The sequence below is a fragment of the Pseudoalteromonas sp. SG43-3 genome (assembly GCF_014164385.1).
In the GTDB taxonomy this organism is placed as follows: Bacteria; Pseudomonadota; Gammaproteobacteria; order Enterobacterales; family Alteromonadaceae; genus Pseudoalteromonas; species Pseudoalteromonas distincta.
Window position 1 is genome coordinate 84,838 of record NZ_JACJFC010000013.1, and the last position, 25,579, is coordinate 110,416.

The following is a 25,579-nucleotide window of genomic DNA, read 5'->3' on the forward strand; positions in this document are numbered from 1 at the left end:
AATACATAGTTTTTGTACTTACCCTAAACGTAAGGCGTTTTTTTACGTCTTGAATTTTTTATTTTTTAATCAAAATCTGAGCGGCAATTATGACTAAACTCTCAAAATTAACACTAGCACTAGTTCTAGGTGGTGTTACAAGTACTTCTTATGCGTCTGATGATCTAGACACGTTACAAAGCCAACTTAAGCAGTTAAAGCAACAAATGCAACTGCTTGAAAATAAGTTAGCTGATGAAAAAACAAAACAGCAAAAAATTAATGAGCTACACAAGCAAGAAGTTGCAAAAATTAGTAAAAAAGCTGATAACAAAGAAGTTGTTGCTGCCGCCGAATCTGAGAAAAAAGACGAAGGCGTTAAAATTGGTGGCGCAGTGCGTTTTAATTACAGCACTAATTCATACGATGAAGACACTCAAGATCGTAGCGGCGACTTAGACTTTGAAGTATTTCGCATTAACTTATCTGGCGAAATAAACGATATTTCTGTTAATGGTGATTTTCGCTTTTACGATTACATGACCATTGTTAAGTATGCATACTTAGGTTACGAATTTACTGATGGCTGGGAAGCACAAGCTGGTATTGCACCTGTCCCTTTTGGTAATGGCCCATACAACTCACACAGCTACTTTTTTAGCACTAACTACTATGTTGGCCTAGAAGACGACTTTGACTTGGGTGTAACAGTAAACCGTAAACTAAAAGATAACTGGAAACTAGACCTAGGCTTTTTCAAAAATGATGAAGTAGGCGGCGTTGATGGCAGCTCTGAAGTTAACGAGCGTTACTCTTTTGATATAGTTGGTAGCCGTGCAACAACCGAAGGCACATACGATGCACCTGGCTCTCGCCTTGGTGAATACAACACATTTGCAGCTCGTACAGTGTACCAAATTGAGCATGGCGAAAACGCTAAAACCGATGTGGGTTTATCACTATTAAGCGGTGGCTTACATGATGGTAACGACCGTGCAGGTAACTACGGCGCATGGGCGTTCCACGTAAACAGCCAAATAAATAACTGGAATATTCAATTTCAGCACGGTGAGTACGACTACGACCTAGACGACAACAGCAACCGCTTTGTTGTAGGTGCGTTTGACTACTACGACACCGTATCAAGCGAAGCTACCATGACTAACTTTAACGTAGCTTACGACCTATCGGTTGATTTAGGCCCTATAACAGGCGTACAGTTTTACAACGATTACGGGATCATTTATGACAAATCTGACGACAGTGCAGATACATGGATGAACGTAACAGGTATGAGCGTATCAGCAGGCCCGTTATTTACGTACTTTGACTTTATTCAAGCACGTAACCAGCCATTTATTGGCGGAACAATTATTGGTGATGGCGATACAGAGCGTCGCTTTAACATCAACGTAGGTTACTACTTCTAGATAAGTAAAACCTATTTTATAAATTTAAAAGGGCAAACTTAGTTTGCCCTTTTTTATGTTTTTACACTTCGATTTTATAACTATTTGGCCTACAATCGAAAGTATCAGCCATTACTAAAAAGAGCCTAAGTGAATATAAAAGCAGTGTTTATTTGTTATAAAAACTTATGGTTTAAAGCACTTGGCTTAATACTTGTAGCCTTGGGTATTATTGGCATTGTGCTGCCGGTCATGCCTACCACTATATTTTTTATTTTAGCGCTCACCTGCTTTACTCGCTCATCACCCGCGCTTGAACAATGGCTGTTAAACCACCCTCGTTACGGTGTAACTTTGCAGCAATGGCAAGCCCATAAAGTAGTGCCTGTAAAAGCCAAATGCTACGCCGCCATTGGCATGTTAATTGGATTTACATTTTTACTGTATTCAGCCGCCCCTATTTGGGTTATTTATCTCGTTGCAGTAATAGAAGTATTGGTAATGATTTACCTTATTTTAAGACCTTCCAGCCCTCCTAAGCGTTAAATATTCATTTTTTACCTGCTTACCGCCTTTGTTTTAAAGTTTTTATGTAAAGATAAGTAAGTAAATTTGTAATAGCTAATGCAAATCATTATCATGCTGTAAATTTAATTTATTTACTGTTTTTATGTCGTTTATTAACAAGCGGGCTTTGTATAGCACAAGCCGTGCTCTACATATTTATATTTCTACAGCTTTGTTTTTTTTGCTTATCTTATTTTGCGTTAGCGGCATTGTGCTCAACCATATTGATTGGCTTAAAAACGATAAAAATAATGGCCAAGTAACGGCGGTAATTCCAGCAGAGCTAGTTACCAAAGCGAATGAGCAGCTGAATACGCTGCCAACGCTTTACCCTGAAATAGAAGCTTACCTAGCCGAGCAATATGCACTTACAAAAGTAAAAAGCATTGAGTGGGAAAAAGAAGACGCGCTTGTCATGCTCGACTACCCACTGCCTGCTGGGTTTGCCTACGCAGAGCTTGATTTTACAACTGGCGAGCTAAATCTTGATTACCAAACAGGTGGCTTTTTAAGCCTTATTGGCGACTTACATAAAGGCCGCCACAGCGGTGAAGTATGGAGTTGGGTAATTGATATATCTGCCGTACTAATGATTTTATTTGCCATCACCGGCATGATTATTTTGTTTCAAAATAGAAAAAAACGCTTAGCAGGAATATGGATAACCGTACTCGGAGTGGTAACTCCACTGGTTATTTATTTATGTTGGGTTCCACAAATAAAAGGAGTGTCTTAATGGTTAAATTTAAATTATTTATAAGCGCCGCATTACTGCTCGTAGCTGCGTTTTTTCAAACAACGGCGCATGCAAAAACACCACAGCTAGAGGTTGAATTAACACTTCCTGACTTAGAAGTACAACCGTATCACCGCCCATACGTTGCAGTTTGGCTTGAAACACCAGAGCGCAAACACGTTACAACGCTTGCACTTTGGGTGCAAAAAGCAGAATGGTTTAAAGACTTACGCCAATGGTGGCGTAAAGCCGGTAAAAGCGATGCCAACTTTGACGGCATTAGCGGCGCAACAAAACGCGCAGGTACTTACACCATAAATTGGCAAGGTAATGATTTAGACGGTAACCCAGTAAAACCAGGTAAATACTTACTAAATATTGAAGTTGTACGCGAAGAAGGCGGCAGAGACTACACCCGCGTTGAGCTCGATTTAACTAAATCAGGCAAACTAACAATTGATGGTAAAAACGAGTTTTCTAAAAGCTTCGTCACTGTAAGCACTAAGTAGCTGCTACTTAATCATTTGAATTTAAGGAAATACAATGAAAATTAATTTATTAAAAACGGCATTAATCGGCGCATTGAGCTTATCTGCTTTAGTGTCAACTTCAGCAAGTGCACACGGACGTTGGTTACTACCTTCGCATACATCTTTATCAGGCGATAAAGCGCATTACGTAATGATTGACGCTAGTATCTCTAACGAAATGTTTGCACCAGACAAAGCCTTTAAACCTAAAGAAAAAGGCGCCGAGTACGACGACACATTATTAATGGCACTTGCACCTAATGGTGAGCCAGTATCTGAAACCATTCGTGCTTATTACTTAAAGCGTAAAAGCTCAGCTGCGGTAAGCTTAACAGAGCAAGGCACTTACCACATTGCAATGACCCAAAAGCCAATGTACATGACCTTCTATAAAAACGAAGAAGGTAAGCGCAAGCGCGTATTTGGTAAAAAAACAGAAGCCGAGTTACCTAGCAATGCAAAAGATGTAACGACAACGAAGGTTGTTTCAACAGTAGATACATTTGTAAGCCGAAATGGCACCTCAAAACCTGCACAGCTAGGTTTAGGCTTAGAGCTTAGCGGTCCAACGCATCCAAACGATTTATTTGTAGGTGAACAAGCACGTTTTCAGTTACTACAAGATGGTAAATCTGCTGGTGAAGGCGTTGAAGTGAGTATTTTAAAAGGCGACACACGCTACCGTAACGAGCGTGGCGAAGTAAAAGTAACGACCGATAAAGACGGTATGTTTACAATTACGTGGAAAGAGCCAGGCCTATACCTAATCGAAACCTCTAACAAGGTTACCGTAAATGAAGAAGGCGTAGATGCAGGACGTTATGCATTATTTACAACGCTTGAAGTTGCCCCTGAATAATTTAAATTACTAAATTTAAAAAATTGAAAGGCCAAGCATGTGCTTGGCCTTTTTACGTCTTACTAACTTTTATCTAAAATCCCCTTGAATTCGCAACCATTCGACACAAGATTGCAACTACAACGATCCAAACGCCTATATCACGCGTAGACAGTGACCTTACTTGTTAACAACTTAGAATATCTTAGATAGTTTTTATCTTTGCACTAGGGTAGTCGCTTCTATATGATGCGCTCCTTTTTAAAATCAATAGTCAGCAGCCCTCAAGGGAATCAACATCATGTTAAAGCCATTATCAGCCAAAAAAGTAGCACTTAGCCTGGCCGTTTCTTCTGCACTTAGTGCACCCTATTCTTCTGTATTTGCTGCAGAACAAGATGTTCAAGCCGAAAAAAGCATTGAAGTGATTTCAGTAACAGGTACTCGCCGTAGCTTACGCAGTATTGCCGAAAGCTCAGTACCTGTAGATATTATTACCAGCGGTGATATGCAAAGTACGGGTCAGCTAGAAATAAGCCAAATACTAGCAAACCAAGTACCTAGCTTTAACTACCCAAGTGCCACTATGGGTGATGGTACTGACCATGCAAAACCAGCTGTTTTACGTGGATTAGCACCCGATCACACACTAGTGCTTATAAACGGTAAGCGCCGCCATGCCGGTGCGCTATTAAACTTAGCAGGTGTTGTTGGCCGAGGCTCTACCGCTGTTGATTTGAACATGATCCCAACCTCTGCAATTAAACGTGTTGAAGTACTACGTGATGGCGCAGCCGCACAGTACGGTTCTGATGCAATTGCTGGGGTAATTAACATTGTACTTAAAGATGCCTCAGAAGGCGGCAGCGTTAGCGTAACGTACGGTAAATACGATACTCAAATGGCTGGCGTACCTCAGCTAGAAAGCACCTATGCAGATGCTAACGGCGACTTAGCGTTTAATACCGGTGGCGACAGAGAAGTAAACGACGGTGCAACACGCACAGTTAGTGCAAACTCTGGTTTTGCGTTATCTGATAACGGCTTTGTAAACGTATCAATTGAATACCGCGATAACGACTCAACGCAGCGCTCAGGCTTTGACCCACGCGAACAATACAGCCGCCTTGATGATGGCACCCTAGACCCACGCGAATTTACTATCGATCGTTACAATCACCGTTTTGGTAAAGCAGACCTTGAAGATTACGCGTTGTTTTACAACATGGGTTACGATTTAGATAACGGCTTAAACCTTTATTCATTTGGTAGCTACTCAAAGCGTGAAGGTAATTCAGGTGGTTTTTACCGCCGAGCAAAAGACAGCCGTAACGTTTTAGAAGTGTACCCAGATGGCTTTTTGCCGCAAATTGAAACAGACGTACAAGACTACTCATTTGCATTGGGCTTACAAGGCGAAACTAACGACTGGACATGGGATGTAAGTACCAACTACGGCCGTAACGACTTTGGCTTCGGTGTTGTAAATAGTATAAACACATCACTAGGTGCCGACAGCCCAACTGAATTTGATAACGGTGCACTGGTTTACGATCAGTTTTTAGTAAACGCAACGGCCAATACCACACTTGATTTAGGTTTACCTGATGACGTATTTTTTACCGTAGGTACTGAATACCGCCACGAAAGCTACAAAATTGAAGAAGGCGAAGAAGCGTCTTACATCACAGCCCTTGATAGCGACGGTAACCCAATTGCAGCCGGTGGCGCGCAAGTACTTGCTGGTTTTGGACCAGAAAGTGCGACTGACGAAAGCCGTCATAACATCGCTTTATTTGTTGAGTTTGATACCTACTTAACAGAAAAATGGAACGTCGTTTTAGCGGGTCGTTATGAAGATTACAGCGACTTTGGCGACACATTTACCTCTAAACTTGCCTCGCGTTACAGCATTACTGAAAACCTATCGCTGCGCGGTGCAATTAGCACCGGTTTCCGTGCGCCATCTTTAGCACAAAGCTCGTACCGCCAAATATCAACAGTACTTGAAAACAACCAACCATTTGAAGTTGGTTTATTCCCAACCGATTCAGCCGCAGCGCAAGCACTCGGTGCTCAGCCGTTAGATGCTGAAGAGTCAGTAAACGTTACTGCGGGCTTTATGTACACGCAAGGCAGCTTTAGCTTAACCGTTGATGCGTACCGTATTGATATTGATGACCGTATTGTATTGTCTGAAAACTTAGAGGGCGATGCCGTAGTAGAAATACTACAAAATGCCGGTGAGCTAAATACCGAAAGCGTACGTTACTTTACCAACGCTATCGATTCACGCACGCAAGGTGTAGATATAGTTGCCACTTATAACCTAGATTTAGACAACTTAGGTGATTTACGCCTAAACGTAGCAGCTAATTTTAACGACACCGAAGTAACACACGTAAACGACAACCCAAGCGAACTTAACTCACTAGGTGACGACTACGTAGTGTTTGCGCGTCGTGAAGTAGGTCGCTTTGAAGAGGGCACGCCAGATAGCAAATGGAACCTATCAGCAGTGTGGAACTTTAACGAATGGCAAACAACGCTTCGTGCCACACGTTATGGTGAAGTCGCTGACATATCAACTACAGCTGATCGCGATGAATACTTAGACCCTAAATGGATCACCGACCTAGAAGTGGCATACCGTCCAGACGAATATTGGAAATTTGCCGTTGGTGCAAACAACTTGTTCGATCAGTACCCACAAGCAACCGTGGATAACATTGGTTACTCTGACTTTGGCCAAATATTCCCGTACACACCGTATGCACCTTACGGATTAGACGGACGCTTTTTATACGGTAACATTACTTACAGCTTTTAATTAACGTCTAATTAAAGCGAATATTTAAAAAGGATGCCATGTGCATCCTTTTTTATTAAAAATTAGTATATTTAACCAATTATTAGTAAACCTGCTTTTAAACACACCCATCAAAATCAATAAAATCAATAGCTTATACTTGGTCTCATTTTTGCTCTATATTGTTTATACAAATACAAACAATAAATACCAAAGGACTAAACATGAGCTCATCAACTGTATCTAATATTACAAAACCACTTTCGCTTATTGGCGGCATTTTATTATTAAGTGGCTGTGTATTTCATATATCGCCAAGCGTTGCCTCAGTAAAGCAGACTCAACAGCTATCACTGCCAAGCAATAATCTTGAATATTTAAATGTATTAAGCGGTGCAGGTAGCCTTGAAATAAAAGGCTCAAAAACGGCCACCAGCATCAGTGTTGATGCCACTATTTACACAGCCGACATTGAAGACGAATACGAGCTAACGCTCGAGCAAGACGGTAAACAAGCAAAGCTTGTTGCCCAAAATAAAAGTCGTAATGGTATTAGCTTTTACAGTGGTCAATCTCCAAGTATTAATTTAGTGGTTACTGTGCCAAGTAATCTAAATTTAGATATTGATGATGGCTCTGGCGATATTTTAATAAGTGCTATGCAAAGCAATATTGATGTTAAAGACGGCTCGGGGAATTTAACGATAAGTGGGGCTAAAAACCTAACTGTTGACGATGGATCTGGTGAAGTAAACCTTGAAAACATCGCAGGTAATTTAGAATTAACCGACGGCTCTGGCAGTATTCATATAAACAACGTAAGCGGTAATGCAACTATTGACGATGGTTCTGGCGAAATGCACGTGAGCAACATAACCGGTTTGCTAAACGTTGAAGATGGATCGGGTGATTTAGTGATAAGCCATATAAGCGGTGCAGTTAATGTTGATGATAACTCTGGTGACCTGCTTATTGAGCATATTGGCTCAAACGTAACAATTGAAGACGGTTCGGGTAATATTCGCGTTAACCATGCAAAGGGGCTGACTATTACTGAGTCGGGCTCGGGCGATGTAAGTATCGATAATATTAGCGGTTCAGTAAAAGTAGCTGACTAACTTTATTTAAGCGTTATTCAACTGCCATTTAATATACTTTATGCCCTATCAATCTGGGCATAAAGCACTCCCCTCAAAGTATAAATTATTTAAAAGCAGCACTGTTTCACGTTAACTATTTCCTAAAATAATGAAAATTTACTTATTTGATTTATTTTTTTGCTTTATATCTAATTTAGGTACATATTAATATTCAACTTATTAAAAGGATATTAATATTATGAAATGGAAGTTATTAATTTTAATTACTGCTTTATTCACCCTCGTAGCTTGTGGCTCTGGAGGTTCAGACTCCAAAACAGTAACTAAACCGCTCAGCACTAATACAAAGCCTATTGCGGTTATTACCACCGAGCAATCGGAGTTTAAAGTAAATACCACCCTCGTTTTTAGCGCAGCACAAAGTAGTGACCCCGATGGCGATGCACTCACCTATCAATGGCAATTAACCAGCAAAAACGAACAAGTAGAAATACCGATTACGGTTAATAACGAAAGTACCGTTGAGTTTTCAGTATCTGAAGCACAAGAGTACCAATTAGTATTAACCGTGAGTGACGGCAAGCTTTCAAGCAGTCCTGCACAAAAACAATTCACCGTTACTGCAAATACCCAACTAACGGCTAACGCAGGTAGCACACAAACCGTTAAACAAGGTGATGTTGTGCTTTTAAATGGCGCGCAAAGTAGCACAACCAGCGGCGCCATTAATCAATACAAATGGCAATTTATTACCAAGCCCGTAGCAAGTAATGCAACGCTTGAAAATGCGACTCAAGTTAAAAGCCAGTTTGTTGCCGACGAAATAGGCGAATTTAAAGTTGAGCTTACCGTTACTGATTCACAAGGTGATACGGCAAGCACTGTCGTACTCATAAAAAGTGAATCGCTTAATTCTAACTCATCGCCACAAGCGGTTATAAACGTAGAAAATAAAACAATTGCCCCAAATGAAGTTGTTACACTTTATGGTAACCAAAGCACTGATCCCGATAAAAACGATACGCTTAGTTATGCGTGGGCAATTACATCAAAACCCCAGGGCAGCACGCCTGCTCTTTCAAACATGCAAAATCATACCGCAGGGTTTTCAGCGTCAACAGCTGGAGATTACTCGCTTTCACTCACTGTTACCGATCAACAAAACGAAAGTGATACCGCATCTGTTACTTTAACTGTTACCACAAGTAATAAAGCCCCCGTTGCAACACTTGAATCCGAACGTGATATTACGTTAAACGAATCAACCACTTTGCAGTGCCAACAATGTAGCGATCCAGACGGAGATACGCTGAGTTATAACTGGCAGTTACAAGCCAAGCCTGTAAATAGTGCATCGCAACTCACTAACAACACATCAGCAACACCCTCTATTATTGCCGATAAAGAAGGCGACTACGTTGTAGTGCTTACAGTGTCTGATGGGCAATTAAGCTCAAACCAAGCAACTTCAGCACTGCATGCCGGTAGCAATAAAAAGCCTATCACTTTGGTAACTTATGAAACCTCCATAACGGTTGATGAACAAGTTTTACTTGATGCCTCAAATAGTTACGATCCAGAAGGCCAGCCACTAAGTTACCAATGGGAAATCATTTCGTCGCAAGGCCAAGCAACGCTTAGCAGTAATACAATATCAAAGCCAACGTTTAGCGCATCAGTAGAGGGGCAAGTTGTTATTTCGTTACGCACTAACGATGGCGTGCAGTTCTCTGACACAAAAACCCTAACAATTGATGTAATACAAAACGCATTGCCAGTAATTAGCTTCACGGGGGAGCAATCACGCTACGATGTAGTGGGCAATGCAGTTAAATTTGATGTAAGCCAAAGTTACGACCCAGAAGGAACCACTCTCGATTACGCTTGGACACTATCAGCCCCATCAGGCTCGAGCACCAGCTTAAGCAATGCAAACCAAAGTATTACCGAATTTATCGCCGATATGACAGGTAGTTACACGCTAACCGTTGTAGCAACTGATGCTGATGGATTTTCAAAAAGTGTGCAATTCTCAATTACAGTAACTAACTCTGCACAACTTACCGGTCGTATTAAAGGACAACTCACTAATGTGCAAAAAGCGGCTATAAGCAATGCACAGCTAACAATTAATGGACAGCAGTACAGCACCAATACAAATGGCTTTTTTGATGAAGAGGTTAATTTAGCGCAAGGTGAAAAAATAACGATAAAAACAGCAGATCAAAGGCTAGCAACTGGGGAATACAACTCTGTAGCAATTACGCAAAGCAACTTTACTGTGGATATAGGCCAAAATAGCATGCCCGTTTTACAAGCTGTTGAGGTTTCGGTATTTTTGTGTGCTGAGTTTTCAGGCCCCGACACAGTTAACCTACGCTTTAACATGGTAGATACACTTTTAGCGTCAGATAGCTTTCAATTTAGCTTTGATCAAACAAAACCACTTACTTTGCAAAAAAGCGGAAGTACTTACCTCGATAGCGAATTAGACATCGACCTACCTGCATCTGCCGAATTTGAAGTAACAGCAATTGAAACAAACGTTGAAAATACAATCAGCTCAAACATTACTATTTACCATTCTGATTCAGGCCAACCAAGCTCAGCAATTATAAGTATTTGTAATATTTAGTCCCCCAAATAAGCCCTTCAACATAAAGTGCTATTCTTAGCCCAGTAGTTATAACCATTAGTGTTATAACTACTGATAAATAAGCAACTTTGAGCCATATAATCCATTGTATTTTATAAGCAGCTAAGCCATTCTAAAAGCCTTGATGTTATTAGGATAAACGCGTGTTAGAAATTGCTTTAATTTACTTAGCAGCAGCCATTGTAGCTGTGCCTATTGCAAAACGAGTCGGACTTGGCTCAGTATTAGGTTATTTAATTGCCGGAATACTCATTGGCCCTTATGCGCTGGGTGTTGTGGGCGATCAAACCGATGTAATGCACTTCGCTGAATTTGGCGTAGTAATGATGCTGTTTTTAGTGGGCCTTGAGCTACAACCTTCGCGTTTATGGACATTACGCCACTCTATTTTAGGGCTTGGCGGCTTGCAAGTTGTGTTAACGGCAGCGGCAATTTTTGCATTTTGTTATTGGTTTTTTGCCATGCATTGGCAAACCGCACTCGCCATTGGTTTAATGCTGGCGCTCTCCTCTACTGCTATTGTGCTGCAGAGCCTTGAAGAAAAAGGCTGGCTAAAGCAAGAAGCCGGACAAAACGCTTTTTCGGTATTGCTGTTTCAAGACATCGCAATTATTCCTATTTTAGCCCTATTGCCACTGCTTGCATTTGCCCCGCAAACTAACACAAAAGAAATCAGCGATTCAATTATTGCAAGCTGGCCTGTATGGCAACAAGTATGTGTATCGGTTGCGGTTATTGCCGCTATTATTGCCGGCGGTAAATATGTATCGGCCCCGTTATTTAGATACATTGCCCAAACGCACATGCGTGAAATATTTACTATTTTTGCACTGTTTTTAGTGGTCGCTATTGCACTGGTTATGCAAAGTATTGGTTTATCGCCTGCATTGGGAACTTTTTTAGCAGGCGTTGTACTTGCCGAGAGCGAATTTAGACACGAATTAGAAGCCGATATAGAACCCTTTAAAGGCTTACTTTTAGGGTTGTTTTTTATAACTGTTGGCGCATCAATTAACTTTGAACTGCTATTTAACGAGTTTAGTACCGTTATTGCCTTAGTGGTTTTACTTATTGTAGTTAAAGCCTGCATTTTATTTGCCCTTGCCGTTACCTTTAAAATTAACAGCAAACAGCAATTATTATTTGCCCTAGCCCTTGCCCAAGGGGGTGAGTTTGCCTTTGTACTGCTAAGCGTAACCACTACGCTCAGCATTTTAACGCCCGAGCAAACCAGCCTTGTTACCTTAGTTGTGGCGGTATCAATGCTAATAGCGCCGTTATTACTTATGGTTTATGAGCAAATACAAAAACGCAGCAGCAGTGCTTTACCTGAGTTTGATAAGCCAGAGCAAATTAGCACCGCTAAGCACGTAATTATTGCGGGCTACGGACGTTTTGGTCAAATTATGGGGCGTTTACTGCACGCGCAAGGCTACGAAATTACCGTACTTGATCACAGCCCTAGCCAAATAGAATTACTACGCCGTTTTGGTAACACCGTATTTTATGGCGATGCCGCACGCCAAGAACTCCTTGAAGCCGCAGGCGCGCACACAGCGCAAATGCTAGTAATTGCAATTGATAACCCCGATAAAACCATTGAGATAATTAAGCTCGCGCATAAAAACTACCCGCAACTTAAAATTGTTGCTCGCGCAATCGACCGCCGCCATGCGTATCAGTTACTTAATTTAAAAGTAGATGCGTTTAACCGCGAAACAGTCGACTCAGCTATTAACCTTGCCGTAGAAGCACTCGAGTTACTAGGTAACACTAAGCAAGATGCAGAGCGTGCTGGTAAGCTATTTAGAGACCACGACCGCGCTGCAGTACTGCAACTTGCTGCATTATGGGGCGACGACGCCAGCTACGGCGTAGCAGTTCGCCAACGCATGGAAGATTTAAAGCAAGTACTGCAACAAGATAAACAAGCACAAAGCGATTTAAATACCTGCGACAGCGGCGACTGCGAAGACGGCTTAACCGAAGTAGCGAGTAAACCTAAAAAGCCTGATGATGCTCATCTTGAGTAGCGTCTAAAAACTGATATGTGCTATTAGCGTGAGTTAATAGCACTGTGAATAAGCGCCACAATCAAATAAGTTATCTGAAAGCATAGCTGTACTTTTTAGTTAGTGTTCAAAGCGCTTATATGTTCCACGCCAATCTGAGTGTTCAGGATATTTAATCTTATAAGCATTTATTTCAGCCTTAGAAGCGTACTGAAAATAGATAGAGAAATAGTCACTTATGTAGCTTTCGCCGTCACCCATTCTCCAAAATATATCGCTCGGATGATAATTTGGAAATTTAATCCAAGGCGGTTTTGGCGGAGTATGCTTTAACTTATTTTCATAACGCTCTTTAAGCATTTTATTCCAAGCAGCTCTATGCTCTAGATACTTGCCCCATTTTTCATCGGTAGTGTTAGCTGGTTTTTCACTTCCCATTGATGAAATAGGTATAAGCATTAAAATAAACACTAAGACGGTGTAAATATTTATAAAATGACGCATGACTAAATATGAGCTTTAATAAATGCTTTTAGTTCTTCTTTTTCGGCTTCGTTTGTAAATGTGCTAGCTGGGATTATTAAAGCCAATAACTTGTCTACAAATATATATAAATCGCCTTTATTTTCTTCCATTGCTTCAACGGCTTGCCATTTATAAAAGTAACTTCCAAGATGATTAGTCTCGCGAATGCCATCAGCTTGAAATTCAATTGTTTTATTGCCAATCATTACGCCATTTTCATTGGGGATTGATTGCTCTTTTAACTTATGATTATTGTATAAAAATACAATAATTAATATTAAAAATGGCACTGCTACAATTAACCCACTTGGCCAATGAAAGTCAGAAAGGCGAATAGACTCGACCTGAAAGATAGTCATAAAAACAACAGTTATTACAAACCAAACAATCACATTTTTTATAACTCCTGAGTCTTTTTTACCTTGAGGCGTACACAACCTTTTTATTGCAAAATCAGCATAGTCGGTATAATTCTTTTTAGTAACAGTGATAGATTTGATCATAAAAAATGAATCCTAACTTTGTTTAAACATAGCGAACTACTTAAGCTATATAAATATAAGACCAAACAAAACCCGAACAAACTATTTCAGGCGCTTTGATCGACGTTTAAAAATAATTTAATAATTCGATCTATTTTAGTGGTGGTGGGGGCGCGATGATCATTTCTGGTTGATTTGCTCTGAGTAACTCTTTTAAATTTAACTGTATTCTTTCACCACACATTACAATTCCTTTTTTGTCTTTTGTTGTTGAATAACCAAGTACTATATTTAATGAATCTAATCTCTCAGGATTAACTTGAAAAAATACCTTGTAATAACCTTCATAACTATTAGCTTCAGTAAAATCCAAGTCTGCTAATAAAGTATCTTTTATCACTACTGTAAATGACGTTAAATAATAGTCTTTAAATATCTCAGGTACGTAGACATCATAGCCAACAAAGTTACCTACGCTATAGTCTTCATTTATTTTTGCAAAAGAGGCTGATTGGCCTAGTTCATCATTGCCGCAGGCAAATAATAAGCTAGTCCATAAAAAACATATAACTAAAAGTACTCGCATTTAAGTTCCAATATAACAGCTTTGCTAATAAGTACTTTTTCAAGCGTCCCTATTGCGTGGACTTCTATTAGTATCAAATAGCGTAAGTTATTGCGAACTATAAATAATTAGCAGCAGGCGGTGCTTATTTATAAGATGAGGCGATTATTCGAAGTATTATTTAGGCGGAAGTATTTTAAATTCACTTTATTTTAGAGGCCGGTTGATAGCTCACCACAGCTTGCTGACTGAAGTATAAATTTACCCCCAACACAGCAAGCTCGTCCTACGCCACATTAAAACTCAACTAAAACCTAGTGGTGATGCCCGCCTTGAATAGCCTCGCCCTGCTGGTTATAAAAGCCAGTTGCGCCGTGCTCAATAAAACCAAGGTTTATCATTTTAGCTAAAAATGGGTCGCCTTCGTTATCGCCAATGTCGGCGTAATCGGTGGTTTGAAAGCGATCCCACTGTGCAAATTGAGCACTAATTAATGGCTCATTAGTGTTTACATTATTAAGGCTTAGTAATGTACTTGTTTGGCTTTTTTTATTACTAATACTAAATGTTTTAACTAATTTTGAATGCGTAATAAAGGCAAGGTTAAAGTCGTTGCCATTTTCGCTCAGTGTATAGTTTTTCACTTCATCACAGCCTTTGCCTTGTGTGCTTACTAAGGTCATTTTTTCGATTAAGTGGTTATCCACCAGCTGACTTTTAGCACTCCAGTTTTGTACGCCGCGTACCTCAGATGGTTGATATTCAATACCGCGTTGCTGGGCATTAAAATAACGTATTGGTCGTATTTGATTATTGGCTAAGTGCTGCCAAAGCTCGGTTATTACTTCACTTTGATGCGCTACTTGCTGATTGTTTCGCCAAAGGGTAAGTGACTCGCTACTTTGCTGCGCTTTATGGCTGTTGGTAATTTTATAATCCGCTTTTAATTGCTTGGCATCAATATCACATTGCGAGGCAAAGCTACTTGTACTTACAAGCGTGGCAATTATTAATAACGCTTTTTTCATTTAGCTATCTCTTATTTATATTTCAAGTTTATGGCAATAACATAACGATTATAAATGTCAGTTTAATGACAAAAACCCCGCAAAGTATGCGGGGTTTTTTATTTAGATATATTTAACTAAATTTATAACTAGGCGGTATTTATTGCGCTAGTTTTTCGTCTGCTGCTTTTACAAAGTCAGCGGCAAAGTCCATTACATGGAATAAAAAGCTTTGCTCGTTTGTGCCTGTTACCAAGTGTGCACCTGGGCCCATTGCATAAACGCCAACATCTTCACCGGCATGTGTTTCTGAGCCAAGTGGTACTAACGACTCTTGGTGAAAACCCGGTGTTGTTGTATCAACATCGCTTAAGTCAACACGCCCTGTTACCGGTGCGGCTAAGTAAGATGCATCGGCATTGGTTTCATCGCCTAAATCTCTGTAACCTAAACCATTAGTGTAGCCAACAGTTGTATAAGGCATATCATCGGCGGCGAGGCTTGGCTCAGTTTCGCCCACGGCAACCACTTTACCTAAAATTGGGTTACCGCGTTTAGGGTAACCGGCAATGGTAAATACATGGCTGTGATCGGCTGTTACAACTATTAATGTTTCTTCTGGGTTGGTGTTTTCCATCGCCACTTTAACGGCTTTAGCAAGCTCAATAGTGTCGTTTAACGCGTTATAAGCGTTACCCGCATGATGCGCGTGGTCAATTCGACCCGACTCAACCGTTAAGAAAAAACCTTGCTCGTTGTTATCAAGCACGTTTATTGCTTTTTCGGTCATTTGTGAAAGCGAAGGTTCGCCTGCAACATCGTTTGCACGGTCAGCTTCGTATTGCATGTGGGACTCGTTAAATAAACCAAATACTTTAGTGGCGTCGTCACTTATTGCATCAAAACCGGTTTGATCCATTACGTACGTGCCATTTGGATATTGCGTTTTCCACTCTGCGGTTAAGTCGCGGTTATCTGTACGATCCCCTTCAACAGCACTTACTGCATCGGCTGAATTAAACGCGGCATCTTTTGGTAAAAAGTGACGACGACCGCCGCCCATTACTACGTCAATACCGTCTACATCAACACCACTAAAGCGTGCTTCTAGGTTGGCTTCAAAGTTAACTAGTTGCGATGCAATATCTTCACACGTTGCGGCACTTTCTGGCATATCGGAGATATCTTCCCAGTTACGCTCTGCCGATTTAGCATACGTTGCAGCTGGGGTTGCGTGAGTAATACGCGCTGTAGAAATAATCCCTGTTGCTTTACCTGCAATTTCAGCAAGCTCTAATGAGGTAACTAGTTCGTGCCCTTTGCCTGATGCACAATTACCACGTTCAACCGCTTCATCTATACCTAAAACGCCCGCGTCGGTTTTAACACCCGATGCCATTGCGGTCATAGTGCCTGCCGAATCTGGCGTTTGCGCATCTACGTTGTATGTTTTTACAAAGCCCGAAAAAGGCATAGTTTCAAAGCTTAACTGGTGCTCTTCACCCATTTCGCCCTCTAACTGACCCGCTAAAATACGTGCTGCGGTTATGGTAGAAATACCCATACCATCGCCCACAAATAAAATAACGTTTTTAGCTTTGCCTGATTCAGTAACAATGTTGCTACTGGCTGTTTGTGCAGCACCTAATTTTGTTTGTGCTTCACTAAACCATGCATTACTAGTAAGCGAGGCTAATTGCTCGTTTGTGAGCGACGTTGCAGGTGCATTACACACTAAATTAGTTGAGTTAACTTCGTCGCTGTCTAGCACGTCGTTATTATTGGTATCTGCGCCTACTTGAGTCTCTACACCGCCATTAATGCACTGATCAGAGCCCACTGCAATAGCGTTATCTACTGCAATAATATTATTTTCATTTTTGTTATCGTCACTCGAGCAACCTGCTAGCGCGACCATTACTGCTAAAGAAAGTACTGTTAATTTGTTCATGTTAGCCGCCATTATTGCTGAGTTAGTTCAAGAGCTTGATTAATTAGATGAAACACTACGTTTTGTTCAATTACGCCTTGTGCTAGCTGAGCACCTGGACCTTTTGCATGCAGTGAAATATCTTCACCCGCGTGTGTTTCTGAGCCCATTGGTACAGTTGCTTCTTGGTGAAAACCTGGGGTCGTTGTATCAACGCCATTTAGCTCAACACGCCCTGCAACAGCAGCACTTGTGTAACTTGCATCCGCATCAGTCTCACTGCCCAAGTTTCTAAAACCTAAACCATTTGCGTAACCTACTGTGGTGTACGGCATATCGTCGGCGGCTAAGCTTGGTGTTGTTTCGCCTACTGCAACTACTTGACCTAAAATTGGATTACCACGCTTAGGGTAGCCGGCAATAGTAAATACATGGCTGTGATCAGCGGTTACTAAAATAAGGGTTTCTTCTGGATTGGTGTTATCTACCGCTGCTTGCACGGCTTTAGCAAACTCAATGGTGTCGTTAAGCGCGTTGTAAGCATTACCCGCGTGGTGCGCGTGGTCAATTCTTCCCGACTCAACCGTTAAGAAAAATCCGTTATCGTTTTTACCAAGCACTTCAATTGCTTTAGTGGTCATATCGGTAAGTGAAGGCTCGCCCGCTACATCGTTTGCGCGGTCAGCTTCGTATTGCATGTGGGATTCGTTAAATAAACCAAATACTTTAGTGGCATCGTCTGCTATTGCATCAAAGCCTGTTTGATCCATTACGTACGTAGCATCTGGGTATTGTGTTTGCCACTCAGTCACTAGGTTGCGCTCGTCAGTACGGTCGCCTTCTATAGCACTTACTGCATCTGTTGAGTTAGCTGTTTCGTCTTTTGGTAAAAAGTGACGACGTCCGCCACCCATTACAAAATCAAGACCGTCTACGTCGGTCCCTACAAATCGTGCTTCTAGGTTTTTTTCAAAGTTAACAAGTTGCGATGCAATGTCTTCACAGCCACCCGTTACGGCATCTTCTGGCATATCTGATACATCTTCCCAGTTACGGTCAGCCGATTTAGCATATGTGGCAGCAGGCGTTGCATGAGTAATACGTGCTGTAGAAATAATACCGGTAGATAGCCCTTTAATTTCAGCCAATTCAGTTGCGGTAATTAGCTCGTTACCTGCCACTGTTGAACACACGCCGCGTTCAATATCTTCATCTACACCAATAACGCCCACATCGGTTTTTACACCCGAAATAATAGCCGTCATCGTGCCTGCTGAATCAGGAGTTTGAGCATCTACGTTATACGTTTTAACTTGTGCAGAGTATGGGAACTCTTCAAAGCTTAAATAACCTTCTTCGCCAGATTGGTTATTACGCTGCCCTTGTAAAATGCGCGCGGCGGTAAGTGTAGAAATACCCATGCCATCGCCCACAAATAAAATAACGTTTTTAGCTTTAGTGGCTTGTGTAGCCTGCGCTTGTGCTGTTTTTGTTGTTAGTTTAGTTTGCGCAGCGCTATACCAGCTGCTGTCTTTTTGGCTTTGCGGTAGTACATCAGCATGGCTAACTGCGCTAAACGCAAATGTTAGCGCGATTGCCGCAGCGACTTTTTTAATTTTCATCCGTAATTCCCATTGTTTAGTGGTTATTTTTTGAAATGTGTAAACACAAAAAAGATCAACCGCTGCACTATAGAAAACAGATGTGACTGATAAAGGTAATTTTGATGAAAGTAAAATGACCAAACTATTACAACAATAAGTCACAAAAAAAGCGCAACGTGTTAAACGTTGCGCTTTTAAGGGAAATTATTGAGGGAGTTATTTAAATATTAAAAACGTGCTTTAAACGATACCCCAAAGTAGCGCTCTGCATCGCGCGGTATTTGATAACGGAAGTTATCGCCACTGTAGGTTGTTGCGTAACTTTCGTCGGTTAAGTTTTTAGCAATAAGTGATACTCTAAACGCGTCATCTTTAAACGATAAACCCACACTTGCGTTTAAAATACCGTAATCTGGTAATAAAGCAGCTGGATTAAATTCGCCTACGTTGTCTGGTAGGTCTGAGTATTGCTCGTCGGTGTAAATGTAAGAGCCGTTAATATGTACGTTAAAGCCATGGTCGGTTTCAATAAAGTAGTCAGCCGTTAGTGAGTATTTTAAATCTGGCGAAAATGGTACATCTAAACCTGAGCGGTCAGTACACGAACCAGCGGCTACCTCTGCCGGACAATTAAACTCGTCAATTTCAGCTTTAATGTAAGCAACACCACCAGTAAGGGTTAGCGACTCTGTTGCAGCCCACATAAAGTCAACTTCAACACCTTGCGTACTTACATCACCCGCATTGGTTAAGCGCGTAATACAAGTGCCGTCTGAACAGTCAAAGTTGTTAGCTTGAAAGCCTTCAATTTCGGTTCTGAAAAGCGCCATGTTAAATACAAATTCGCGGCTTGCGTATTTGTAGCCTATTTCATAAGCGTCAGACTCTTCAGGTGCTATTTCGCGACTATCGGTGTCTGGGTTAAAGTTATAATAAATATTAAAACCAGGGCCTTTGTAACCTTGCGAGTAAGTACCGTATACCATTTGACCATCGCCTAAATCGTATTGCATACCTAAACGACCCGATACGTTGGTTTCTTCGGCTTTGCCTTCATCATCTGTATTAAGTGTTGCTGGGCGCACACCTACACCGGTGCGGCCATACACATCATTACTTACACGGCGATGCGTGTAAGACACTTCATCGTCGGTGTAACGAATACCAAATAATACGCGTAAATCTTCAGATAAATCGTAAGTACCGTCGGCAAAAGCGGCCCAGTTGTTAAATTCTGTGCTCATAAAAGCAGTGGCCGATACAATATCGTTTGCGTTACAGCTAACACCTAGACCTTGTGTGTAACCATCTAGGTCGTTAAGTGCTGCATCAAGTTCAGCGCCCGATAAGTTATTTTGCGCGTAAAAAGCCATTGCGCTATCAAGCTGGCCACCATTATTTTGACAACTAGCATCGCGAGTAAAGTTACGTTGTGAATTCATGTTCCAATAAAATAAGCCAGCAACATAGTTAAATGGCCCAGCTAGGTTTGATGTAACTCTAAATTCTTGCGAAAACTGATCCCATTGCTGTGCACCTAAATCGTGTAATTGAAACGGCGCGTCAAATACCGGCTCGCTGCTGTCGCCAGCAATAGAGGTAAAGTCGCCTTCACGGTACTCTGTGTTATCCCACGAACGCTGCGCTGTAATTGAAGTATATGTATAGTCGCCAATTGTTTTATCAACTTGTACTGAAAACGCGCTATGTTCGTCAATTGTGCGCGACTCGTAGTCGTGATCAACGCTGCGTTGGTCTAAATCAATATCGGCTACGCCATCAACAATACCGTTACTATTTGGTACTGATTTTGAATCTGGATTACGGCCACTTGGTAGTGCTTCTAAGTCGGCACAACAATCATCGTCAGCGTTATAAAATTCAGCAATAAATTTTACGCTTAAGTCATCCTCTGGCTCGTATTTAAATACAGCACGTGCACCTTCACGGTCGTAACCGTTTACTTTTTCGTTGTTGTAAACGTTATCAATGTAACCGTCAAATTTACCTTTAAATACCGTTAGGCTTGCCGCTAGGTCGTCGGTTAAACCGCCGCTTATAACGCCTTTAAAACGGTATTCGTTATCTTGATAAAACGAGGTTTCTACGCTGCCTGTTGTGTCGTACGAGGGATCTTTTGTTGTTATGTTTACCACACCTGCTGAGGCGTTTTTACCAAACAATGTACCTTGTGGCCCGCGTAATACTTCAATGCGGTCTACGTCGTATAAATCGGCAAATGCTTGACCCGAGCGGCCAAGCACCACGCCATCAACAACAGTTGCTACACTTGGCTCGGCAGCAATACTAAATGAAATAGTACCAATACCGCGCACTGTTAGCGCTGAGTTACGGGTTGTGGTGCCTTTTCTAAAGCTAACTGAAGGGACAAGTGACTGTAAGCCTTCCATGTTATTAGCAAAAGCTGAATTAATTTGATCGCTATTAAGTACCGATACCGCAACAGGTACTTCGTTTAAACTTTGCGTTCTTTTTTGTGAAGTAACGACTATTTTTTCAAACGTATCGTTTTTAGCTGTATCTGTTTTTTGTTGTTCTTGTTCGGTTTGCTCTTGCTGCGCATGTACCTGCGCGCTAAGCGCTAAACCGGTTGTCATTGCTAACGTGACTGCCAAGCTTAAGACGGACTTTTTAGCTCTCATGTCATTCTCCATATTGTGCGTGTGTGCTGTGTGGTACCGCGCTAGCAATTGTGTGTGTTGCTAATAAAGCGGTGTCAGTGTGTGGTACTTTCCTTAAAGCTCTTATATCTTATATAAGAGCTTTAAATTTAAACAAACTATCTTGCTAATGCAAACATTATGTGAATTAAATGTGATTTAAGTTTGGAATACAGAATATAGCCGCAGGTTATGCGGCGTTTTTAGCACCAATACGCGCTAAGCTATTTTCGTAACTAACCTGCCAACGACGTACACTCCACCAGCTAAGCACTAAGGCTGTAGACCATACAGCAGCTAAACTTGGTACAAAGTACACACTGGTTCCACCAACCAATCCGAGTGGCGAAAATAATATATATAAGCTAACAATCAAGCTTACTAATACAATTGCGCAAGGTAATGCGTATTTCCAAGGATTAAGGTCTACCTCAGCTTTACGAGTAAATTGCCATGGTGTTTTAAGTGGTTTGTAGTAACCAATACCCAGCATTATCGCCAATTCAATTAAGAACAAAATGGCGTAAATATGAATAAAGTTAATGTCTACATCCCACACAAATTTAAGCAAGGTGTAGGCAATAATATGGAATATAATCGCGACTTTAGCGCCTAGTGCAGGCACTTTTCGAGTAAACAAACCTACCAATACAATTGTGATGACTGGAATGTTGTAAAAGCCTGTAAACACACGAATTATGTGCCATAAACCTTCAGGTGCGAACATCAATAATGGCGCAGTTATAAACGACAATATGGCAATAACAATACTAGTAATTTTGGCTACTTTTATAAGTTGGCTGTCTGTTACCTTATTTTTTTTCATTGGCTTATAAACGTCTAAGCAAAATAAGGTTGCCGCGCTATTGAGCAGTGAATTAAACGAGCTAAATACAGCACCTAGTAATACGGCCAAAAAGAACCCAGATAAATACTGTGGAAGCACTTCTTTCACTAAATGTGGGTAAGCTAAATCGATAGTGGGTAGGCTTTCGTGTTTATAAAGATGGTAAGCAATAACGCCTGGGATCATCATCATAAACGGTACTAACACTTTAAAGTACCCTGAAAACAACACGCCTTTTTGCCCTTCTACTAAGTTTTTAGCGCCCAGCGTACGCTGGATCACGTACTGATTAGTACCCCAATAAAACAAATTAGCGAGGATCATACCTGTAAAAATAGTGCCAAATGGCACGGGATCATCCTCGCTACCAATAGCATTGAGCTTTTCTGTGTCGGTGTTTACTAGGGTGCTTAACCCTTCTGAAAAACTACCTTCGCCTAGTGCTATCAAACCCAGTGTGGGCACTAGAATACCAATAATTAATAACCCAACACCGTTAATGGTATCTGATACCGCAACCGCCTTTAAACCGCCAAAAACAGCGTATATAGCGCCAACTGAGCCCACTGTAATAATGGTCACAATCAGGCTTGCTTCGTAACTCATATTTAATAAGGTAGGAACATCAAACAGCCTAAGTACGGCTATTGATCCTGAGTACAAAACCGAAGGGATCGTTATAAAACAATACCCTACCATAAATAAGATCACCGTCATGCGGCGTACGGTATCATCAAAACGATCTCGTAAAAATTCAGGCAAGGTAGAAAACGCACCCGCTAAATAACGAGGCAAAAAGATCAACGCCATAATGATGGTTGATACTCCTGCGGTTACTTCCCACGCCATTGAGCTTAGGTTGTAACCATAGGCTGAGCCATTAAGGCCAATTAGTTGCTCGGCCGATAAGTTAGTGAGGATCATTGACCCTGCTATAAATGTACCTGTTAACCCACGACCCGCTAAAAAGTAGCCATCTTGGGTGTTAACTTCCCCTTTGGTTTTTTGGTACGAGATATATCCCACCAGCGCCATAAACGCCAAGCACGATAGCAGTGTCATGGTAATGTTCATACCTTCCATCTTGCGCCCCTTTTAGCTTACTTTACTCGGTAAAAAGTAAGCTAATATCTTTATTATTGTGTGTTGTATGTGTGTAGTGTGTGTTTTTATTAAGCCGAGATTTATTTAGGCCATGCTGTTAATTGGCTCATGTCTTGTTCTGTGTGTTGAACCTCTGGGCCAAGCATTAGGCTGTCGCCTTCGCGTACAAATACTGCCATTTCTTCAAGTGCGAGTGTGTGCTCGTAGTACTTACCACCTTCGTAAGATTGTTTATCAGGAAAGCGAATCCAGTTGCCTTGTGGTAAATAAAACTTCACTTTACCGTTTGGTACGACACACGGCACTACTAACAATTTTTCACCGCACATAAATTGCTGATCAAAACTATGCGCTAGCACATCATCAGGAAATGCTAAAACCATTGCACGCTGAATTGGCAAGCCAGTTTGCTGTGCTTGTATGGCACTTTGCTCTAAATAAGGAATAAGTTGGTAGCGCAATTTAAGCGCTGCAAATACCGCATCACTTGCTTGCTCTGTGTAAGACCAAGGTTCGCGAGGACCAATACCGTGTAAGCGCATATGTGCGCTAAATACCGACGCTTGTGCCCAGCGCACGTAAAGTTCTGCGTCGCGGGTGTCTTTGTAAAAACCACCAATGTCGGTTGCAAAAAATGGCCCACCCGACATACCCCACGCTAAACTGCCACGAATGCTTGCCGCTAAACCCTGCCAATCGGCCTGTGGGTCGCCGCCCCATTGTGCAGGGAAACGTTGGCTGCCAGTCCACGCTGAGCGGCTAAACAAAAATGGCCCTGTTTTACAGTACTTTTCTGCAGCTTCATAAACGCAGCGGTTGTACAGCATGCTATAAACATTATGCAGTCTAATGCCGCTATCGCCACTGTGCGATACCATGTTTTCGTCTTCTAGCTGTTCGCCAAAGTCTGCTTTTATCATATCTACGCCCAGCTCAAACAATGGCTTGTGCGATTCGAGCCAGTATTCGTAAGCGTCGGGGTGAGTAAAATCTAAAATACCCGACTCTGGTAATGGTGTAAGTACTTCGCCAAATGGGCTTAAATCCCACTCGTATTGATACGCTTTACCGGTGCGTTTATCTTTTATAAGCCAGCCATTTTCGGCCGCTTTAGCAAATAATGGGTTATTTACCGAGATCATCGGGTATTCCCATACGCAAATTTTAAAATCCATGGCTTTTAGTTCATCAAGCACTGGTTTTGGGTCGGCGTAGCGTGTTGGATCCCATTCAAATGCAAAGCGGGTGTCGGTGTCTTGCCATGCGCGGCCATCAAGAGTAATTACGTCGCACGGCATACTTTTAGCACGCACTTCGCGGGCAACACTCAGTAATTCGTCAGCATCTTTGTAATACGCTTTTGATAAAATAACACCAAAGCTCCACTGCGGTGGCACCGGTGCAAAACCTGTTAGCTCACAGTAACGGTTAATGCTTTGAGCAGGTGTTTGTTCTTGATATAAAAATACATCTAGCGCCTCATCTTCAACTAAACATACATATGCGCGTTGCGACCACAGTGCGTAACCTACGCCATGAGTTACCGGTGCAGGTGTATGTACAAATAAGTTCCAGCCTTCTGGGCTCCATGCATACGGTGTGTTTTTATAAGACTTTTCGGCGTTAACGCCTAGCGCATCGTGGTTGTATGAACGAATAAGTTGGCCGCGTTTATCAAGCTTTCCCCATTTTTCGCCAAGACCATACACGGCCTCATCGTAGTTAAGCTCTAAGCTTAATATCCAGCCGTTATCAGTTTTAGCCAGTGGCGGTAAACGATGCTGGCGTACAAAGTGGCCATCGGTTGCTGATTGCTGCACTAGCTCATCGTTTTTATAAAGTTTGAAATGAAAAGGGTCGCAGTAAAACTCTAGCCGGTATTCGCCACCACTTACACTGTAATCATTATTGTTTTTGCTAAGTGTGAGGGGGTATTCTGATGGGGTTGTGGTTAATATTTTAAACTGCTCGTCATGCGTGGTGCCTGCATTTAAACGTAAACCAAACTGGCTTATCGTTACGCTAATATCACCAAACTGAGTGGGCAAAACCAGCACATTACCTTGTAACTTTGGCTGTGCGGTTAAGCGTGCTGGTTCTATTGCGTTCCAGTCTGGCTCACGTAATTCAAATGCATTCATGGGAGTTCCTTAACCAATTATTAGTCTTGTATAAGACACAAGTTAAATAATTGTAAT

General features: G+C 41.5%; 18 protein-coding genes. 9 read left to right on the forward strand and 9 right to left on the reverse strand.

Going from position 1 to position 25,579, the window contains the following annotated elements:
• The first annotated feature begins 89 nt into the window (after window positions 1-89).
• The 9 genes from H5157_RS13260 (at window position 90) to H5157_RS13300 (ending at window position 12,657) form a co-directional block, all read left to right on the forward strand.
• Window positions 90-1,409: a porin gene (locus H5157_RS13260; protein WP_182720419.1), complete on the forward strand. Its 1,320-nt coding sequence runs from the start codon at window positions 90-92 to the stop codon at window positions 1,407-1,409.
• A gap of 129 nt (window positions 1,410-1,538) precedes the next feature.
• Complete coding sequence (locus H5157_RS13265) at window positions 1,539-1,934, forward strand: YbaN family protein (protein ID WP_024596096.1); 396 nt, start codon at window positions 1,539-1,541, stop codon at window positions 1,932-1,934.
• A 124-nt stretch (window positions 1,935-2,058) separates the two neighbouring features.
• Window positions 2,059-2,691, forward strand: coding sequence for a PepSY-associated TM helix domain-containing protein (locus H5157_RS13270; RefSeq protein ID WP_182692760.1), 633 nt, complete (start codon window positions 2,059-2,061; stop codon window positions 2,689-2,691).
• Window positions 2,691-3,200, forward strand: a complete 510-nt coding sequence (locus H5157_RS13275; RefSeq protein ID WP_024596098.1) for a DUF2271 domain-containing protein — start codon at window positions 2,691-2,693, stop codon at window positions 3,198-3,200. The genes H5157_RS13270 and H5157_RS13275 overlap by 1 nt, the downstream gene beginning before the upstream one ends.
• Window positions 3,201-3,234: 34 nt before the next feature.
• On the forward strand, window positions 3,235-4,080 hold the full coding sequence (locus H5157_RS13280; RefSeq protein WP_024596099.1) for a DUF4198 domain-containing protein: 846 nt from the start codon (window positions 3,235-3,237) through the stop codon (window positions 4,078-4,080).
• Between the two features lie 280 nt (window positions 4,081-4,360).
• Window positions 4,361-6,889, forward strand: a complete 2,529-nt coding sequence (locus H5157_RS13285) for a TonB-dependent receptor (RefSeq protein ID WP_220491463.1) — start codon at window positions 4,361-4,363, stop codon at window positions 6,887-6,889.
• 203 nt (window positions 6,890-7,092) lie between these two features.
• On the forward strand, window positions 7,093-7,986 hold the full coding sequence (locus H5157_RS13290) for a hypothetical protein (protein ID WP_182724836.1): 894 nt from the start codon (window positions 7,093-7,095) through the stop codon (window positions 7,984-7,986).
• Window positions 7,987-8,206: 220 nt separating this feature from the next.
• The gene (locus H5157_RS13295; protein ID WP_182724837.1) at window positions 8,207-10,603 is read left to right on the forward strand and encodes a PKD domain-containing protein; all 2,397 of its coding nucleotides are present in this window, start codon (window positions 8,207-8,209) and stop codon (window positions 10,601-10,603) included.
• Window positions 10,604-10,767: 164 nt separating this feature from the next.
• On the forward strand, window positions 10,768-12,657 hold the full coding sequence (locus H5157_RS13300) for a monovalent cation:proton antiporter-2 (CPA2) family protein (protein WP_182696064.1): 1,890 nt from the start codon (window positions 10,768-10,770) through the stop codon (window positions 12,655-12,657).
• 99 nt (window positions 12,658-12,756) lie between these two features.
• Here the strand turns inward: H5157_RS13300 and H5157_RS13305 are convergent, their stop codons facing one another.
• The 9 genes from H5157_RS13305 to H5157_RS13345 form a co-directional block, all read right to left on the reverse strand.
• Complete coding sequence (locus tag H5157_RS13305; RefSeq protein WP_002960201.1) at window positions 12,757-13,140, reverse strand: hypothetical protein; 384 nt, start codon at window positions 13,138-13,140, stop codon at window positions 12,757-12,759.
• Window positions 13,141-13,142: 2 nt separating this feature from the next.
• Entirely contained in the window at window positions 13,143-13,664 is a 522-nt protein-coding gene (locus H5157_RS13310) for a YcxB family protein (protein WP_182696065.1), read from the reverse strand.
• A 130-nt stretch (window positions 13,665-13,794) separates the two neighbouring features.
• On the reverse strand, window positions 13,795-14,229 hold the full coding sequence (locus H5157_RS13315) for a hypothetical protein (protein ID WP_182696066.1): 435 nt from the start codon (window positions 14,227-14,229) through the stop codon (window positions 13,795-13,797).
• A 293-nt stretch (window positions 14,230-14,522) separates the two neighbouring features.
• On the reverse strand, window positions 14,523-15,236 hold the full coding sequence (locus H5157_RS13320; RefSeq protein ID WP_024589603.1) for a hypothetical protein: 714 nt from the start codon (window positions 15,234-15,236) through the stop codon (window positions 14,523-14,525).
• Window positions 15,237-15,375: 139 nt separating this feature from the next.
• A complete protein-coding gene (locus tag H5157_RS13325; protein ID WP_182720416.1) occupies window positions 15,376-17,166 on the reverse strand; it encodes an alkaline phosphatase in 1,791 nt (596 codons plus the stop codon).
• Between the two features lie 11 nt (window positions 17,167-17,177).
• Window positions 17,178-18,767: an alkaline phosphatase gene (locus H5157_RS13330; protein WP_182720415.1), complete on the reverse strand. Its 1,590-nt coding sequence runs from the start codon at window positions 18,765-18,767 to the stop codon at window positions 17,178-17,180.
• 209 nt (window positions 18,768-18,976) lie between these two features.
• The gene (locus H5157_RS13335) at window positions 18,977-21,412 is read right to left on the reverse strand and encodes a TonB-dependent receptor (RefSeq protein ID WP_182720414.1); all 2,436 of its coding nucleotides are present in this window, start codon (window positions 21,410-21,412) and stop codon (window positions 18,977-18,979) included.
• Window positions 21,413-21,620: 208 nt separating this feature from the next.
• Window positions 21,621-23,360, reverse strand: coding sequence for a solute:sodium symporter family transporter (locus H5157_RS13340; protein WP_182720413.1), 1,740 nt, complete (start codon window positions 23,358-23,360; stop codon window positions 21,621-21,623).
• A 101-nt stretch (window positions 23,361-23,461) separates the two neighbouring features.
• On the reverse strand, window positions 23,462-25,522 hold the full coding sequence (locus tag H5157_RS13345; protein ID WP_182724838.1) for an alpha-xylosidase: 2,061 nt from the start codon (window positions 25,520-25,522) through the stop codon (window positions 23,462-23,464).
• Between the last annotated feature and the right edge of the window lie 57 nt (window positions 25,523-25,579).

Excerpts from the sequence above, each read along its gene's own strand:
- H5157_RS13305 (WP_002960201.1), bottom strand. The coding sequence starts at position 13,140 with ATGCGTCATTTTATAAATATTTACACCGTCTTAGTGTTTATTTTAATG.
- H5157_RS13280 (WP_024596099.1), top strand. The coding sequence starts at position 3,235 with ATGAAAATTAATTTATTAAAAACGGCATTAATCGGCGCATTGAGCTTA.
- H5157_RS13335 (WP_182720414.1), bottom strand. The coding sequence starts at position 21,412 with ATGAGAGCTAAAAAGTCCGTCTTAAGCTTGGCAGTCACGTTAGCAATG.
- H5157_RS13330 (WP_182720415.1), bottom strand. The coding sequence starts at position 18,767 with ATGAAAATTAAAAAAGTCGCTGCGGCAATCGCGCTAACATTTGCGTTT.
- H5157_RS13340 (WP_182720413.1), bottom strand. The coding sequence starts at position 23,360 with ATGGAAGGTATGAACATTACCATGACACTGCTATCGTGCTTGGCGTTT.
- H5157_RS13285 (WP_220491463.1), top strand. The coding sequence starts at position 4,361 with ATGTTAAAGCCATTATCAGCCAAAAAAGTAGCACTTAGCCTGGCCGTT.
- H5157_RS13295 (WP_182724837.1), top strand. The coding sequence starts at position 8,207 with ATGAAATGGAAGTTATTAATTTTAATTACTGCTTTATTCACCCTCGTA.
- H5157_RS13315 (WP_182696066.1), bottom strand. The coding sequence starts at position 14,229 with ATGCGAGTACTTTTAGTTATATGTTTTTTATGGACTAGCTTATTATTT.
- H5157_RS13325 (WP_182720416.1), bottom strand. The coding sequence starts at position 17,166 with ATGAACAAATTAACAGTACTTTCTTTAGCAGTAATGGTCGCGCTAGCA.
- H5157_RS13275 (WP_024596098.1), top strand. The coding sequence starts at position 2,691 with ATGGTTAAATTTAAATTATTTATAAGCGCCGCATTACTGCTCGTAGCT.
- H5157_RS13310 (WP_182696065.1), bottom strand. The coding sequence starts at position 13,664 with ATGATCAAATCTATCACTGTTACTAAAAAGAATTATACCGACTATGCT.
- H5157_RS13270 (WP_182692760.1), top strand. The coding sequence starts at position 2,059 with ATGTCGTTTATTAACAAGCGGGCTTTGTATAGCACAAGCCGTGCTCTA.
- H5157_RS13290 (WP_182724836.1), top strand. The coding sequence starts at position 7,093 with ATGAGCTCATCAACTGTATCTAATATTACAAAACCACTTTCGCTTATT.
- H5157_RS13320 (WP_024589603.1), bottom strand. The coding sequence starts at position 15,236 with ATGAAAAAAGCGTTATTAATAATTGCCACGCTTGTAAGTACAAGTAGC.
- H5157_RS13260 (WP_182720419.1), top strand. The coding sequence starts at position 90 with ATGACTAAACTCTCAAAATTAACACTAGCACTAGTTCTAGGTGGTGTT.
- H5157_RS13345 (WP_182724838.1), bottom strand. The coding sequence starts at position 25,522 with ATGAATGCATTTGAATTACGTGAGCCAGACTGGAACGCAATAGAACCA.